This window comes from Hahella sp. HN01 (assembly GCF_018986435.1).
In the GTDB taxonomy this organism is placed as follows: Bacteria; Pseudomonadota; Gammaproteobacteria; order Pseudomonadales; family Oleiphilaceae; genus Hahella.
This window is the reverse complement of record NZ_JAHMIN010000018.1, coordinates 95,707-109,902: the sequence shown is the minus strand read 5'-3', so window position 1 is coordinate 109,902 and position 14,196 is coordinate 95,707. Positions and strand designations below refer to the sequence as shown.

The following is a 14,196-nucleotide window of genomic DNA, read 5'->3' as shown; positions in this document are numbered from 1 at the left end:
TAAAATTTCGCATGCATGTCATAGAGTTGTGAAAAGAAATCGGGGCGTAGACTAATCAATGAAGAGATAAGAGTGGGGGGAGTTTAGAAAGGCGGGGTCCAGAAAAACAAAAAGCGCAATATCCATATTGCGCCTTTTCCATTTGATGCTTCCTTTTGCCGGTTCCTGCGGCTCTTTTGCTATCCTTGCTGCAGTCCTTTGCGGGCTTTCCTTGCCGCGTTTTCGCATCCGTTGTGGCTATATTAGCCATGGCCTGGTAGGGAGGATAGACGACATATCTGCATTGTCTGTAGGATATCTCGTACACCCTGGCGTCCCGCCTGTTCATCCCTCAATCCTTCATCCCATCCAGCCTCGGTGTCCGTACCTGCTGTTGTCTGACTCCATTCAGTCGACGCGTCCGAGCGTTCGTGCTCCACAAAGAAAAAGACGCAACGTTCCATGCTGCGTCTTCCGTGTCAGATGCTTCCCTTGATGCCTATTTCCGTCGGCTTTGGTCGTCCTTGTTGCTTCCTTGCTTCATGTCCTTATGTGTCAGCGCATCCTCTTGGTGTCTATATTAGGATGGGGAGGGGTAGGAAAATAGACGCGATGTCTGCATTGCGTGTGAGATATTTCCTACATTATTCGGCGTATGAGATTCTGCGCTCCTGTACGTAGCTGGGAGTAAAGCTGAAAAGCACGCCGGTGCCGCCCTCCGGCATGCGTTGAATAGACAACTCTCCGTGCAGGTTGCGGGTGCGCTCGCGCATGATGGCGAGGCCATAGTGGTTGAGCTTCTCTGGGTCCTCGGGAATGCCGACGCCATTGTCAGTGATAGCTAAAGTGACTTTTTTCATCGGGTCCGAATGCAACGACACCATGACCAGATTGCCTTGAGAATGACGGACGGCGTTCTGCAGCGCCTCCCGCGTTATTTGCAGCAAATGAATTTCTTCGTTGGGGGAAAAGGGAATATCTTCCACCCGATAATCCAACACGATTTTGACGTTTGTGCTCTGCTCAGTCAGTTGTTCGACGGTATGTAAAATCGCCGCATGCAGGCCTTTTTCGGAAATGCTCAGGCGGAATGTGGTGAGCAGCTCGCGTAACTGCCGATAGGCGGAAGTGATGCCTTCTTTCAGTTCTGCGGTAATGCCGTCAATCTGTTCGTCTTCCACCTGTTTGGATTGCAAGGCGCGGGTCAGGCGCGCCACCTGTATCTTTAGATAGGAGAGGCTTTGCGCCAAGGAGTCGTGCAGTTCCCGGGCGATAACGTTGCGTTCGTTCATCAGAGACACCCGACGTTCCTGATCTCCCTGATTTTTCAGACTAAGAGCAACGGCGACCTGATCAGAGAAGGATTGCAATAATTGATGCTGCCAGCCTTCCAAAAACTGGCTGTTGTGCAGAGAACAAACGATGACGCCATACTGCACGCCTTCCTTGATCAGAGGATAACGCACCTGCACCTCGTCATTGTCCCGGCACACCTGGGCTTTCTCCACCATGCACTTTTCGCATTCCTGACGCTGGCAGGTTGAAGGCAGCTCCATCATGTAATCGTTGCGGATGTGCTCATAGGGAATCACCGCCTCGGGCGTTTTCAGGCACAGTTCGACGCCGCCGACGGCGGTAATGCTGGTGAGTTCCTCCAGCCAGGCCTGAAAATCAATATTTTCATGGGTTTTCTCGCTGACCTCCCGGGCCAGATGGTAAAGAAAATTCAAGGAGTCGTTACTGCGTTTCAGCGCCTGGGTTTTGTTTTTGACTCGCGTCTCCAGCGACTCGTACATCTCCGATAACGCATCGCTCATCTGATTGAACGTCTCCGCCAGCAGACCCAGTTCGTCGTCGTTTTTCACCTCCAGACGATCACTGAAATCGCCGCGGGCGATTTTGCGGGCGTTTTGCGTCAGGCTGCGTAAGGGCAGCTCGACATGATGATGGAGAATGAGCAGAGAGAAACTGACCAGGGCGAAGGTGAGAAAGAGGGCGCTGATTTGTATCAGACGCAGGTTTTCGATGCGATTCTCTGCGCGAATCTGATAGAGCTGCACCAGGTTGTCTATCTCATCAACAAACTTGTCGATCTTCTCGCCCAGCTGATCTGCAATGCGGCGGTCCGGATTGCGGGCGTAGGTGGCGATAAAGCCGCTGACATCTTTCTCCCACCGCTCTCGCACCTGCAGGAACTGATGATGCAGCTCCGCGGACTCATCTTTCATGGCTTCCGCCACCAGCACGGGATTTTCGATGCGGTCAGCAAACTGGCGGGTCAGCGCCGCTACGAAATCCGCGGAGGGCGCATCCAGGGTCAGCAGTCGCGCCTGCATGCGGTAGCTCTGCATGCGCAGCGAGCCGGCGATATTTACCGCCTCCGCGTCTTTTTCCGCCGACTCGGAGATAAAGAATGACGCCAGCATGGTGATCATCGCCAGCGACACCATGGCGATCATCAACGCGCCCATTCGGAAGATCAGGGATTTCTGGAATCGCGCAATCATCGTTTCGAACTCCTTCCAGGGGGGAGTACTACCAAAGAACCGAGACCTGTCGTTAGCTCAGTCAATCTATGCTTCCAATGTATAACTTATTGAAAAATATGAACAACGCTTTTTTCGCCTCTACCCCCTAAGAGGTATGCGTCAGAGTATGCTGACGCGTCCCCAAAAAACCGCTTTGATTTGCATCAATTATAGTCCCCCGGGCTCTCCTAGAATGAATTTGAAATTAAAAAACGACCTGTCTCTAACGCTGTGCTCCATGCTTCGAAGCAGGTTCTGATGAGGAGTCCGACATGAGCCATTTTCTGGATAGACTGCAGTTTTTCAAACGCAAAGGAGAGACTTTCGCGGATGGACACGGCGCCACCACCAAAGACGATCGTAGTTGGGAGGACGGTTATCGCCGTCGTTGGCAGCACGATAAAATCGTGCGCTCCACCCATGGAGTGAATTGCACCGGCTCCTGTAGCTGGAAGATCTACGTCAAAGATGGTCTGGTGACCTGGGAAACCCAGCAGACCGACTATCCCCGCACGCGCCCGGACCTCCCCAATCATGAACCCAGAGGGTGCCCGCGAGGCGCCAGTTATTCCTGGTACATCTACAGCGCTAACCGGCTCAAGTATCCCAAAGTCAGGCAAAGCCTGATCAAGCTGTGGCGCGAAGCGAAGCAAAGGCACGACGATCCCGTCGACGCCTGGGAGAGCATTGTTGAAGATCCGGCTAAGGCCAAGTCCTACAAGCAGCGCCGTGGCCTGGGCGGATTCGTGCGCAGTTCATGGAATGAGGTTAACGAGATTATCGCCGCCGCCAACGTCTATACCGCGAAACGTTATGGTCCTGACCGTATCTCCGGGTTTTCGCCGATTCCCGCCATGTCCATGGTGTCCTACGCCGCCGGCTCCCGCTATTTGTCACTGATCGGCGGCAATTGCCTGAGCTTCTATGACTGGTATTGCGACTTGCCGCCAGCGTCTCCGCAAATCTGGGGCGAGCAGACCGACGTACCGGAGGCGGCGGACTGGTACAACTCCAACTACATCATCGCCTGGGGCTCCAATGTGCCGCAGACCCGTACTCCTGACGCGCACTTCCTGACAGAAGTGCGTTACAAAGGAACCAAGACCTGCGTCATCACTTCGGACTATTCCGAGTGCTCCAAATTCGGCGATACCTGGCTGGCGCCCAAACAGGGAACCGACTCCGCGCTGGCCATGGCGTTTGGCCATGTGATTCTGAAAGACTTTCACGTGGATAATCCCAGTGAATATTTCACTGACTACGTGCGCCGTTACACCGACATGCCCATGCTGGTCATGCTGGAAGAGCACGAAGGCCGTTACATTCAAGGCCGTTTCCTGCGCGCATCGGACCTGTCCGGTAATCTGGGGCAGGACAACAATCCGGAATGGAAAACCATCGCAGTTAATGAAGCTACCGGCGAGCTGATATCACCCACTGGCTCTGTTGGGTATCGCTGGGGCGAGCAGGGCAAATGGAATATCCAGCAACTGGATGGTAAGTCCGGCGCGGAAGTGAAACTGGCGCTCAGCCTGAAAAATATCAGCGATGAAATCGCGCCAGTGGCGTTTCCCTATTTTGGCGGGCAGGAGCACGAATATGACTACTTCCAGCACACCGATCACGATGAACTGCTGATCCGCAAAGTGCCGGTGAAGCACGTGCAACTGGCGGATGGCTCCATGGTAAAAGTGGCCTGCGTATTCGATCTGACCGTGGCCAACTATGGCGTCGACAATGGCTATGATGATCCAGCCTGCGCCAAGGATTACTCCGACGATATTCCCTACACGCCGGCCTGGCAGGAAAAAATCACTGGCGTTCCGCAGGCAGACGTGATCCGCGTGGCGCGCGAGTTCGCCCGCAATGCGGATAAAACCCATGGCCGCTCTATGGTCATTGTCGGGGCTGCGCTGAACCACTGGTATCACATGGACATGAACTACCGCGGGCTGATCAACATGTTGATGCTGTGCGGTTGCGTTGGCCAAAGCGGCGGCGGTTGGGCGCATTATGTGGGGCAGGAGAAGCTGCGTCCTCAGTGCGGCTGGCTGCCTCTGGCGTTTGGATTGGATTGGCAACGTCCGCCCCGGCAGATGAACGGCACCTCCTTCTTTTATAACCATGCCGACCAATGGCGCTATGAAAAACTGCAGATGACGGAGGTGGTGTCGCCCCTGGCGGACAAAGGCAAATGGAGCGCCTCCATCATTGATTACAACACCCGCGCCGAGCGTATGGGGTGGCTGCCGTCTGCGCCGCAGCTGGGCATGAACCCGCTGATGCTGACCAAAGAAGCGGCGGTGGAGGGCATGGACCCGAAAGACTACGCCGTCAAATTGTTGAAAGAAGGCCAGCTGAAATTCGCCTGTGAGGACCCGGATAACCCTCAGAATTATCCCCGCAACATGTTTATCTGGCGCAGCAACCTGCTGGGTTCCTCCGGCAAAGGCCATGAATACATGCTGCGTCACCTGTTGGGAACCAAGCATGGTCTGCTGGGCAAAGATCTCGGGGAAATGGGAGAAACCAAGCCGGACGACGTGACCTGGCGCGACGAAGCGCCGGAAGGCAAGGTGGACTTGCTGGTGACGCTGGACTTTCGCATGTCCACCACCTGTCTGTATTCCGACATTGTGTTGCCAACGGCGACCTGGTACGAAAAGGACGATCTGAATACCTCAGATATGCATCCTTTCATTCATCCTCTGTCCAAAGCGGTGGACCCGGTGTGGGAAGCGCGCAGCGACTGGGACATCTTCAAAGGCATCGCCAAGCAGTTCTCCAAGGCGGCGCAAGGTCATCTGGGCGTGGAAAAAGACTTGGTGACCGTGCCGATTCTGCACGACACTCCGGCGGAAATCGCCCAGCCGTTTGGCGTCAAACACTGGTGGAAAGGCGAATGCGACCTGATACCCGGCAAGACGGCCCCCAACATGGTCGTGGTGGAGCGGGACTACCCCAACACCTATAACCGTTTCACCTCAGTCGGCCCTCTGCTGGACACGCTGGGGAACGGCGGCAAAGGCATCAACTGGGATACTAAAGAAGAAGTGGCGTTCCTCGCCAAACTGAACCTGACTCACGACGAAGACAGCGCCCGCGGCGGTCGTCCCAAAATCGAAAGCGCCATCGACGCGGCGGAAGTGATTCTGTCTCTGGCGCCGGAGACCAACGGCCATGTGGCGGTGAAAGCCTGGGAAGCATTGGGGCGCGCCACGGGTCTCGATCACACCCACTTGGCGCGGCCGAAAGAGGAAGAAAAAATCCGCTTCCGCGACATCGTAGCGCAACCCCGCAAGATTATTTCCTCACCTACCTGGTCTGGGCTGGAGGATGAACATGTGAGCTATAACGCAGGCTACACCAACGTCCATGAGCTGATTCCCTGGCGCACCATCACCGGACGTCAGCAGTTCTATCAGGACCATGAATGGATGCGCGACTTCGGCGAAACCATGTGCGTCTACAAGCCGCCGATCAACTTGAAAACCACCTCGCCGGTGATGAACAGCAAACCCAACGGCAACAAGGAGATCCTGCTCAACTGGATTACGCCGCACCAGAAATGGGGTATTCACAGCACCTATTCGGACAACCTGCTGATGCTGACTTTGTCCCGGGGCGGCCCCATCGTGTGGATGAGCGAAACCGACGCCAAAAAGGCCGGCCTGGAGGATAACGACTGGATCGAGGTGTTCAACGTCAACGGCTCCATCGCTGCACGGGCGGTGGTGTCACAGCGGGTGCCGGAAGGCATGGCGATGATGTATCACGCTCAGGAGCGGATCATCAACACGCCCGGAGCGGAAATGACCCAGACCCGGGGCGGCATTCACAACTCCGTGACCCGCGCGGTGATGAAGCCGACCCATATGATCGGCGGCTACGCGCAGCAGTCATACGGCTTTAACTACTACGGCACCGTTGGCTGCAACCGCGATGAGTTCGTCATCGTACGCAAAATGAATAATGTTGACTGGCTAGATACAGAGTGATTGGAGACAGATTATGAAAGTACGCGCTCAAATCGGAATGGTCCTGAATCTGGACAAGTGTATCGGCTGTCACACCTGCTCCATCACCTGCAAGAACGTATGGACGTCGCGGGAAGGGGTGGAGTACGCCTGGTTCAACAACGTGGAAAGTAAGCCCGGCGTCGGTTATCCCAAAGAATGGGAGAATCAGGAGAAATGGAAAGGCGGCTGGAAACGCGGCGCCGACGGAACTTTGAAGCCGCGCATCGGCGGCCGTCATCGGGTGTTGGCGAATATTTTCGGCAATCCGGACCTGCCGACAATCGATGAATACTACGAACCCTTCGATTACGACTATCAATATCTGCACACCGCGCCGGACCGCAAGCATCAGCCTACTGCGCGTCCGCGCTCGCTGATTGACGGCCGCCGCATGGAGAAAATCGAATGGGGGCCTAACTGGGAGGAAATCCTGGGTACGGAGTTCGCCAAGCGCCGCAAAGACAAAAACTTTGATCAGGTGCAGGCGGACATGTACGGCGAGTTTGAAAAAACCTTCCTGATGTATCTGCCGCGGTTATGCGAGCACTGTTTGAATCCCGCCTGCGTGGCTTCCTGCCCCAGCGGCGCCATCTATAAGCGGGAAGAGGACGGCATTGTATTGATTGATCAGGACAAATGCCGGGGCTGGAGGATGTGCGTCTCCGCCTGTCCCTACAAAAAGATCTATTACAACTGGAAGAGCGGCAAGTCCGAGAAATGCATCTTCTGCTATCCGCGTATAGAAAGCGGGCAGCCGACCGTCTGTTCGGAAACCTGTGTCGGCCGCATCCGCTATCTGGGCGTGTTGTTATACGACGCGGATCGCATCAAAGACGCGGCCTCCGCCGCCTCAGATCAGGATCTGTATCAGGCGCAATGCGATATTTTCCTGGACCCGCATGATCCCAAGGTGCAGGAAGCGGCGCGGGCGGAAGGCATTCCCCAGGCTTGGCTGGAGGCGGCCATGCAGTCGCCAGTCTATAAGATGGCGATTGACTGGAAAGTGGCGCTGCCGCTGCACCCGGAATACCGCACTTTACCCATGGTCTGGTACGTGCCGCCGCTCAGCCCGATCCAGAATGCGGTGGAGCAGGGACATGTGGGCATGAACGGCGAGATTCCAGACCTGAAAAGCCTGCGTATTCCCCTGCGTTATCTGGCCAACATGCTGACGGCGGGAGATGAAGCGCCGGTAGTGCGGGCGCTGGAGCGCATGATCGCCATGCGCGCCTACATGCGCGCCAAGCACGTGGATAAGGTCGAGGACCTGAAAGTCCTGGAGCAGGTGGGTTTGACTAAATCCCTGGTGGAAGACATGTATCGCATCATGGCTCTGGCTAACTATGAAGACCGCTTTGTGATTCCCACCACCCACCGGGAATACGCGGAGAACGCTTATGACCTCAAGAGCAGTTGCGGCTTCAGCTTCGGCAATGGCTGCTCCGACGGCGACAACCCGGTGAACCTGTTTGGCGGTAAACAGGCGACGGTGCGGCAGGTCATTCCGGTGCGGCAGGAGGATTAATCATGGTCATTTTGAAGTTGATATCCCGGTTGTTGGATTACCCCACCGAGGAACTGTATGCAAGTTCGGCGCTTGTCAGAGGCTTGGTTAAGGATGACCAGCTTCTGACAACCTTAACCCGGCGACGGCTGGAAAATTTTATCGACGATTTTTTCAGTCGCGATTTACTGGATTTGCAGAGTGAATACGATGGCCTGTTCGAACGCGGTCGGGCGGTATCACTGCATCTGTTTGAGCACGTGCATGGCGAATCCCGGGACCGCGGGCAGGCCATGGTCAACCTGCTGCAACAATATCGTGAGGCGGGCCTGGAAATCAGTGTGCGCGAATTGCCGGATTATCTGCCGGTCTACCTTGAGTTCGCCGCGACGCAGGGCGAACAGGCGCGAGGATGGCTGCAGGACGTGGCGCATATTCTCGCTCTGCTGGCGGCGCGTCTGGAAGAGCGTGACAGTCCTTATGCTCTGTTGGTTCATGCGCTGATCGAGCTTGCCGAGGTGGACGTGAATCTGGCGTCGCTGCGCGAACAGATCAAGGGCGAGGAGCGTGACGACACCCCGGAAGCCCTGGACAAAATCTGGGAGGAAGAAGCGGTGACGTTCACCCAGGACAGCGCCATGAACAGTTGCGGCGACGCGCGTTATCGTCCGGCGGCGAGTCAGCGCAAAGACGACGTCATGCCGGTGCAGTTACTGGACCCTGCGGCGATGGCCGAGCGCCAGTCCAATCTGGGTTGAGGAGAAATATCATGAACTATATCAATACACTTCTGTTTTCCGTTTATCCCTACATCGCGCTGGCGGTCTTTTTCGTAGGCAGTCTGATTCGTTATGACAGGGATCAGTACACCTGGAAAACCAGCTCCAGTCAGATTTTTGAAAGTCGTCAATTGCGCATCGGCAGCATCCTGTTTCATATCGGCGTCATCGCCATCCTGGCGGGACACTTCGTCGGTTTGCTGACGCCGAAAGCGGTATGGCATGTGCTGGGTATTTCCGCCAGTTTCAAGCAGGCCATGGCGATGGGCATTGGCGGGCTGTTTGGGATTATCTGCTTCGCCGGGCTGACCATTCTGATCAAGCGCCGTCTGACTAATCCCCGGGTGCGCGCCAATTCCAGCAAAATGGACATCGCGATTTTGTTGCTGCTTTATGCGCAACTGATTCTGGGATTGCTCAGCATCTTCGTGTCCTCAGGTCACATGGACGGGACTGAAATGCTCAAGCTGATGAGCTGGGCGCAATCTCTGGTGACGTTTAATGCCGCGGATGCCGCGGCGGCGGTCAGCAGTGTGCATGTGATCTATAAACTGCACATCTTCCTCGGCATGACCCTGTTCCTGCTGTTCCCTTTCAGCCGGCTGGTGCATGTGTGGAGCGTTCCGGTGCGCTACTTTACCCGCAACTATCAAGTCGTTCGGGCGAGATAGAGACCCTTTCCGCAACGCCCGCCCCGAACCTTCTTAAATAGTGGAGGGTGAGGGGCGACCTGCAAGAAGCACAGTGAGGAAGACCATGAACACAGACATCAGCGTAAACGGCGTTGCAATCTCTGAGGCGGCGATATTTCAGGAAATGCAGTATTTCCCTTCGGAAAGCCAGGAGGACGCGTTGAATCAGGCGGCTCGCGCCTTGATCGTCAGCGAACTGTTGCGCCAACGCGCCCGGGCGCTGGAGATGGATACAGAAGGGCTGTCACAGGATGAAGTCATTGATCAACTGTTGCAACGAGAAGCCCCAGTCCGTGAGCCGACGACGGAGGAATGTGAGCGATTCTATCGCGGCCACCCGGAACAGTTCTCTTCGTCTCCGTTGGTGGAGGCTAGGCATATTCTGCTGGCGGCGGCCCCTGATGACGTCAAGGAGCGCTCATTGAAACTGGAGCAGGCCAAGGCGCTGATCGAGCGGTTGCAATCAAACCCAGAACAGTTCGCCATGCTGGCGCAGAAGTTTTCAGCCTGTCCTTCCAAAGAGCAGGGCGGCTCCCTGGGGCAGCTGTCGCGTGGGCAAACCGTGGCTGAGTTTGAGGCGGCGGTGTTTCGTCATGATCATGGTTTGCTCGCCAGTCCCATAGAGAGCCGATACGGCGTTCATGTGGTGTGGGTGGAGCGCAACCTTCTTGGCGACCTTTTACCGTTTTCTTATGTTGAAGAAAAATTGCGCAGTTATTTGCGGGAGCTGGCTGAGCGCCGGGCGATTGTGGATTATTTGCACAGACTGGTGGAGGCGGCGGAAATTCACGGTTACCGTTTTGCGCAGGACGGATCTCCATTGCTTCAGTAATATTTCTTATTTATTACAAAGGGTTATGTCTCGCCATGCCGGGTGGGGCTGGCCCTGATGCAGCGGGGCTCGTCACAATAAATTATCCGTAAGCAATTAAACGCTCGTTTAGCGATTAAATTAAGGTATAATTGCGACCCCGTGGCCAGGTACGTTTGGCTTTTCGGGTTCTCTTCCAATATCGAGGCGACAGGAACATAGCCCTCGACAGAGCAGAAAAGCAAACGCTTCTCGCCAGGGGCGGACGCACTTATCTTTGACCTTTCGCCCAAATCCTCCATAATCGGCGGCGGTTTTATCGCTTGTCACCAGATTTTGATTTTCTTGCAAAGGCGCGATTGTAATGACTGTAAAAAAGGCGGATGTGCTGCTAGTTGGCGGCGGTGTTATGAGCACGACCCTTGGGACGATGCTGATGCAGTTAGACCCATCCTTAAATATCGTCATGGTGGAAAGACTCGATCATGTCGCTCACGAAAGCACATACGGCTGGAATAATGCAGGCACAGGCCACGCTGGATATTGTGAGCTGAACTACACCCCGGAAAGCGGCGACGGCAATATCGAAATCACCCGGGCGCTCGCCATCAACGCTTCTTTCGAAGTTTCGCTGCAGTTCTGGAGTTATCTGGTGGAGCGCGGCGGACTGCCAAGTCCAAATGAATTCATCAACACCTGTCCGCACGAAAGTTTTGTCTGGGGCGAGTCGGACATCGCGTTTTTGCGCAAGCGCCATCAATTATTGAGCGCTCATCATCTGTTCAAAGACATGGAGTTCAGCGACGATCCCCGCACGCTGCAGGATTGGATGCCGCTGGTCATGGAGCATCGCGATCCCATGCAGAAAGTGGCGGCGACGCGCGTTCGCTACGGTTCCGACGTGGACTTCGGCTCTCTGACCCGCAATATGGTGGAGCATCTGCAAAAGAACGCCAACTTTGAGTTGCTGCTGAGCCATCCGGTGAAGAGCCTCAAGCAAAAGCAGGACGGACGCTGGACTGTGCAGCTGTCCGACAGTCGCAATGGCGGAAGCAAAACTATCGACACCGGATTCGTATTCCTGGGCGCCGGCGGCGGCGCGTTGCCGTTGCTGCAGAAATCCGGCATCCCGGAAGGCGACGGCTACGGCGGTTTCCCGGTCAGCGGTCAGTGGCTGGTGTGCAAGAAGCCAGATATCGTCAAACGCCATTACGCCAAGGTGTATGGTAAAGCGGCCATTGGCGCGCCGCCCATGTCGGTTCCGCATCTGGACACCCGCATCATCAACGGCGAGCCTGCGTTACTGTTTGGGCCGTACGCCGGATTTACCACCAAATTCCTGAAAACAGGCTCTTCCTTTGACCTGTTTGGCTCCATCCGCGCCAACAACTTTGGTCCGATCATGTCCGTGGGCATCAACAACATGGACCTGACCCGTTACCTGATTAAAGAAGCGATGCAGTCGCATTCAGATCGCGTGAAGTCGCTGCTGAACTACTTCCCCGAAGCGAAAGAAGACGACTGGACGCTGGCGGAAGCCGGACAGCGCGTGCAGATCATCAAACGTGACGCGCAAGGCCGCGGCAAACTGGAATTCGGCACCGAGCTGGTGGCTTCCAAAGACGGCTCGCTGGCGGCGCTGCTGGGCGCCTCGCCAGGCGCTTCTGTGGCGGTGAAGGCGATGGTCGACGTGATCGAGCGGTGCTTCAAGGACCGTTTGAGCAGCGCAGACTGGAACGCCAAACTGAAGGAGATGATTCCTTCCTATGGCGAGTCGCTGGTGGACAATGCAGAGCTGCTGCACAGCGTACGCGCCAGAACCCTGTCTGTGCTGGGACTGGATAAAAAACGTATGTAATGGCTGTTGTGCGGTAAGCAAAAAGCGCCGCTGAAGACATGAAAAGGGTTGCTGCTGCGACCCTTTTTTTATGGGTGAATTTCAGGCATAAAAAAGCCGCCTTGGGGCGGCTTAGATCGTCTTGTGGAGACGTTACTGATTCGCGCTCGCCTGAGATTGCGTAGCGAGGTTCTTCAGATAGGCCGCATTCTCCGGCTTGTCGTTTTCTTCTGCATAAGTCAATGCCGTGTCGCCAAGGCCGTCCACCAATGAGGGATCGGCGCCCGCTTTGATCAACAGCTCCAGCATGGCGGCGTCAGCATGCTGGGCGGCGTGCATCAACGGACTGCGCAAAGTGCGGGTGATGTTGTAGCGGCAATCGTACTGCACCTCAGGCCCGGATTTATAGCGATGATTCACCTCCGCGCCTGCGTCCAGCAGGGTTTGCGCGGACTCAGGTAAATTGAACTGAATAGCATAATACAGCGCTGTTTTGCCGAAGCCGTTCTGATAGTTGACGTCCGCGCCTTTGTTGAGCAACAAACGCACATTGTCGGGATTATGCACGGCGAAGAACAAAGGGGGTTCATCACCCTGGTTGACGTCCTCAACGGAGTCCAGCAGCGCTTTAACGATCTCTGTCGGCAGCTCTAATCCTAAAGCGGCGTTTAATGCTTGCAGGCGCGCGCTTTGGTCGGCGTCGATGATAAGTTCACGCACGGTCTCCAAGGTTGGCGCTTTCTTGTTGAACATCAACGTCGCCAGCGGCGCAACGGTATGATCCTGGCTGCTGGGATAGGCTCCCGCCGCACGTTGCAGGAACAGGTCCACGCCTGCTTGTGCGGCGGCGTGCGCTTTGGCGTCGTCCATATCGAAGCGGCTGGCGTAATGAGCGGCCAGGTCGGTCTCCGCCTGCTGCATTACTTGCAGGTATTCATGGTAATAGGGCAGGTTGTAGATGCTTTCCAGAGACCAGTAGCGTAGATAGTCCAAAGTCGCCGCGCGATTGCGCGCTCTGTCATTCGGTTCGATGCGGGCCAGATTCATTTCCGGCGCGAAACCCGCCTCCAGCAGTTCAAAGTGATAATAACGCCACTGGGCGTGAATAATGGTGCCGGTGCAGAGCTGAGATCCCTGTTCGCTGCGAAAAGCGGCGCTCAATGTCTTAAGAGACTGCAAAAATGGCTGTTCAGCCAGGCTCTCCGGACACTGGTAATCCACATCCAACGGGCTGCCGCCGCCAGACCCTAGATCCGGGTCTTCAGAAAACACGCGCGCTGGTTGCGCCCGCATTTCCTCGCAGGTCAGTTTGCCATCTTCGTAGGGTCCCAGGGTAAGAGTAAAAGGCAGCTTCTTGCCCGAATGAGTCCAGTATCCCTTGATTTCGTTGGGGATCACCGCGCCAGCGTTGTAGCTGTGGCCAGCGATGATGGTAGTGGTGAAGCTGCCGTCAAAGTTCTCTTCATCTTTGCCCTTGGGGGCGCTGCTTTCCAGATGAATATTCGAACCCTGAATGCCCCCATGCAGTTCGATGGCCGTTTTGTAGCGGTCGTAAAAGTAGCCGCCTTTTATGGAACCGTTTTCTTCAATCGACAGCGTCATGGTGATCGGGTACTGATCGATGACGCCGTAGTATTTGCTCTCAGCCGCCAACGCCGATGAAGTTGCGCCTGCCAGAATTAACGCAGACGGAACCAGACGGGCGAGCCGCGTCAGGGAGTTCAGCATGCGGTGGGGCCGCGCGCACAAGAGTTGGTTTGGGGATATTTTGTTCACAACTACTGTCCTGGTGTTGTAACCGACTGCGGATATTGCCGCTTCAGACGGCGCTCCAGTTTTCCGCAATATATAAAAATGTGGGAACCGGATCATAAACCCTAATCGGGCTTTTATGCAGTAAATTTTCGTAATTTCATTAAGTTAGTGGTTATTTACGGCATAAGGCGAAGCGTATTTTTAATCAGTTCTGAGCGTCAAGAGGGAAGATTGCGGATGGTAAGAGTGAGGGCGAGGGTAGGGGAATGAAAAAAGGGAGCGTGTGAAGCGC

8 protein-coding genes are annotated in these 14,196 nt (G+C 55.5%); 6 read left to right on the top strand and 2 right to left on the bottom strand.

Annotated elements, in window-relative coordinates; translation table 11 throughout:
- Positions 1–623: 623 nt before the first annotated feature.
- Positions 624–2,486: a HAMP domain-containing protein gene (locus KP814_RS18040; protein ID WP_216738051.1), complete on the bottom strand. Its 1,863-nt coding sequence runs from the start codon at positions 2,484–2,486 to the stop codon at positions 624–626.
- A 293-nt stretch (positions 2,487–2,779) separates the two neighbouring features.
- Here KP814_RS18040 and KP814_RS18035 point away from each other — a divergent pair, with 293 nt between their 5' ends.
- The 6 genes from KP814_RS18035 (at position 2,780) to mqo (ending at position 12,170) form a co-directional block, all read left to right on the top strand.
- Positions 2,780–6,505 (top strand): nitrate reductase subunit alpha, encoded by a 3,726-nt coding sequence (locus tag KP814_RS18035; protein WP_216738050.1) that lies wholly within the window; start codon positions 2,780–2,782, stop codon positions 6,503–6,505.
- A gap of 13 nt (positions 6,506–6,518) precedes the next feature.
- Positions 6,519–8,051 (top strand): nitrate reductase subunit beta, encoded by a 1,533-nt coding sequence (gene narH, locus KP814_RS18030; RefSeq protein WP_216738049.1) that lies wholly within the window; start codon positions 6,519–6,521, stop codon positions 8,049–8,051.
- Between the two features lie 2 nt (positions 8,052–8,053).
- On the top strand, positions 8,054–8,788 hold the full coding sequence (gene narJ / locus KP814_RS18025) for a nitrate reductase molybdenum cofactor assembly chaperone (RefSeq protein WP_216738048.1): 735 nt from the start codon (positions 8,054–8,056) through the stop codon (positions 8,786–8,788).
- 11 nt (positions 8,789–8,799) lie between these two features.
- Positions 8,800–9,480, top strand: coding sequence for a respiratory nitrate reductase subunit gamma (gene narI, locus KP814_RS18020; RefSeq protein WP_216738047.1), 681 nt, complete (start codon positions 8,800–8,802; stop codon positions 9,478–9,480).
- An 85-nt stretch (positions 9,481–9,565) separates the two neighbouring features.
- Positions 9,566–10,333, top strand: coding sequence for a peptidylprolyl isomerase (locus tag KP814_RS18015; RefSeq protein WP_216738046.1), 768 nt, complete (start codon positions 9,566–9,568; stop codon positions 10,331–10,333).
- A 343-nt stretch (positions 10,334–10,676) separates the two neighbouring features.
- Entirely contained in the window at positions 10,677–12,170 is a 1,494-nt protein-coding gene (mqo, locus tag KP814_RS18010; protein WP_216738045.1) for a malate dehydrogenase (quinone), read from the top strand.
- A 132-nt stretch (positions 12,171–12,302) separates the two neighbouring features.
- Here mqo and KP814_RS33430 read toward each other — a convergent pair whose 3' ends face one another.
- Positions 12,303–13,925: an ankyrin repeat domain-containing protein gene (locus tag KP814_RS33430; protein WP_216738044.1), complete on the bottom strand. Its 1,623-nt coding sequence runs from the start codon at positions 13,923–13,925 to the stop codon at positions 12,303–12,305.
- Between the last annotated feature and the right edge of the window lie 271 nt (positions 13,926–14,196).

Coding starts and splice junctions, on each gene's coding strand:
- KP814_RS18040 (WP_216738051.1), bottom strand. CDS start 2,486: ATGATTGCGCGATTCCAGAAATCCCTGATCTTCCGAATGGGCGCGTTG.
- narJ (WP_216738048.1), top strand. CDS start 8,054: ATGGTCATTTTGAAGTTGATATCCCGGTTGTTGGATTACCCCACCGAG.
- mqo (WP_216738045.1), top strand. CDS start 10,677: ATGACTGTAAAAAAGGCGGATGTGCTGCTAGTTGGCGGCGGTGTTATG.
- narH (WP_216738049.1), top strand. CDS start 6,519: ATGAAAGTACGCGCTCAAATCGGAATGGTCCTGAATCTGGACAAGTGT.
- KP814_RS18015 (WP_216738046.1), top strand. CDS start 9,566: ATGAACACAGACATCAGCGTAAACGGCGTTGCAATCTCTGAGGCGGCG.
- KP814_RS18035 (WP_216738050.1), top strand. CDS start 2,780: ATGAGCCATTTTCTGGATAGACTGCAGTTTTTCAAACGCAAAGGAGAG.
- narI (WP_216738047.1), top strand. CDS start 8,800: ATGAACTATATCAATACACTTCTGTTTTCCGTTTATCCCTACATCGCG.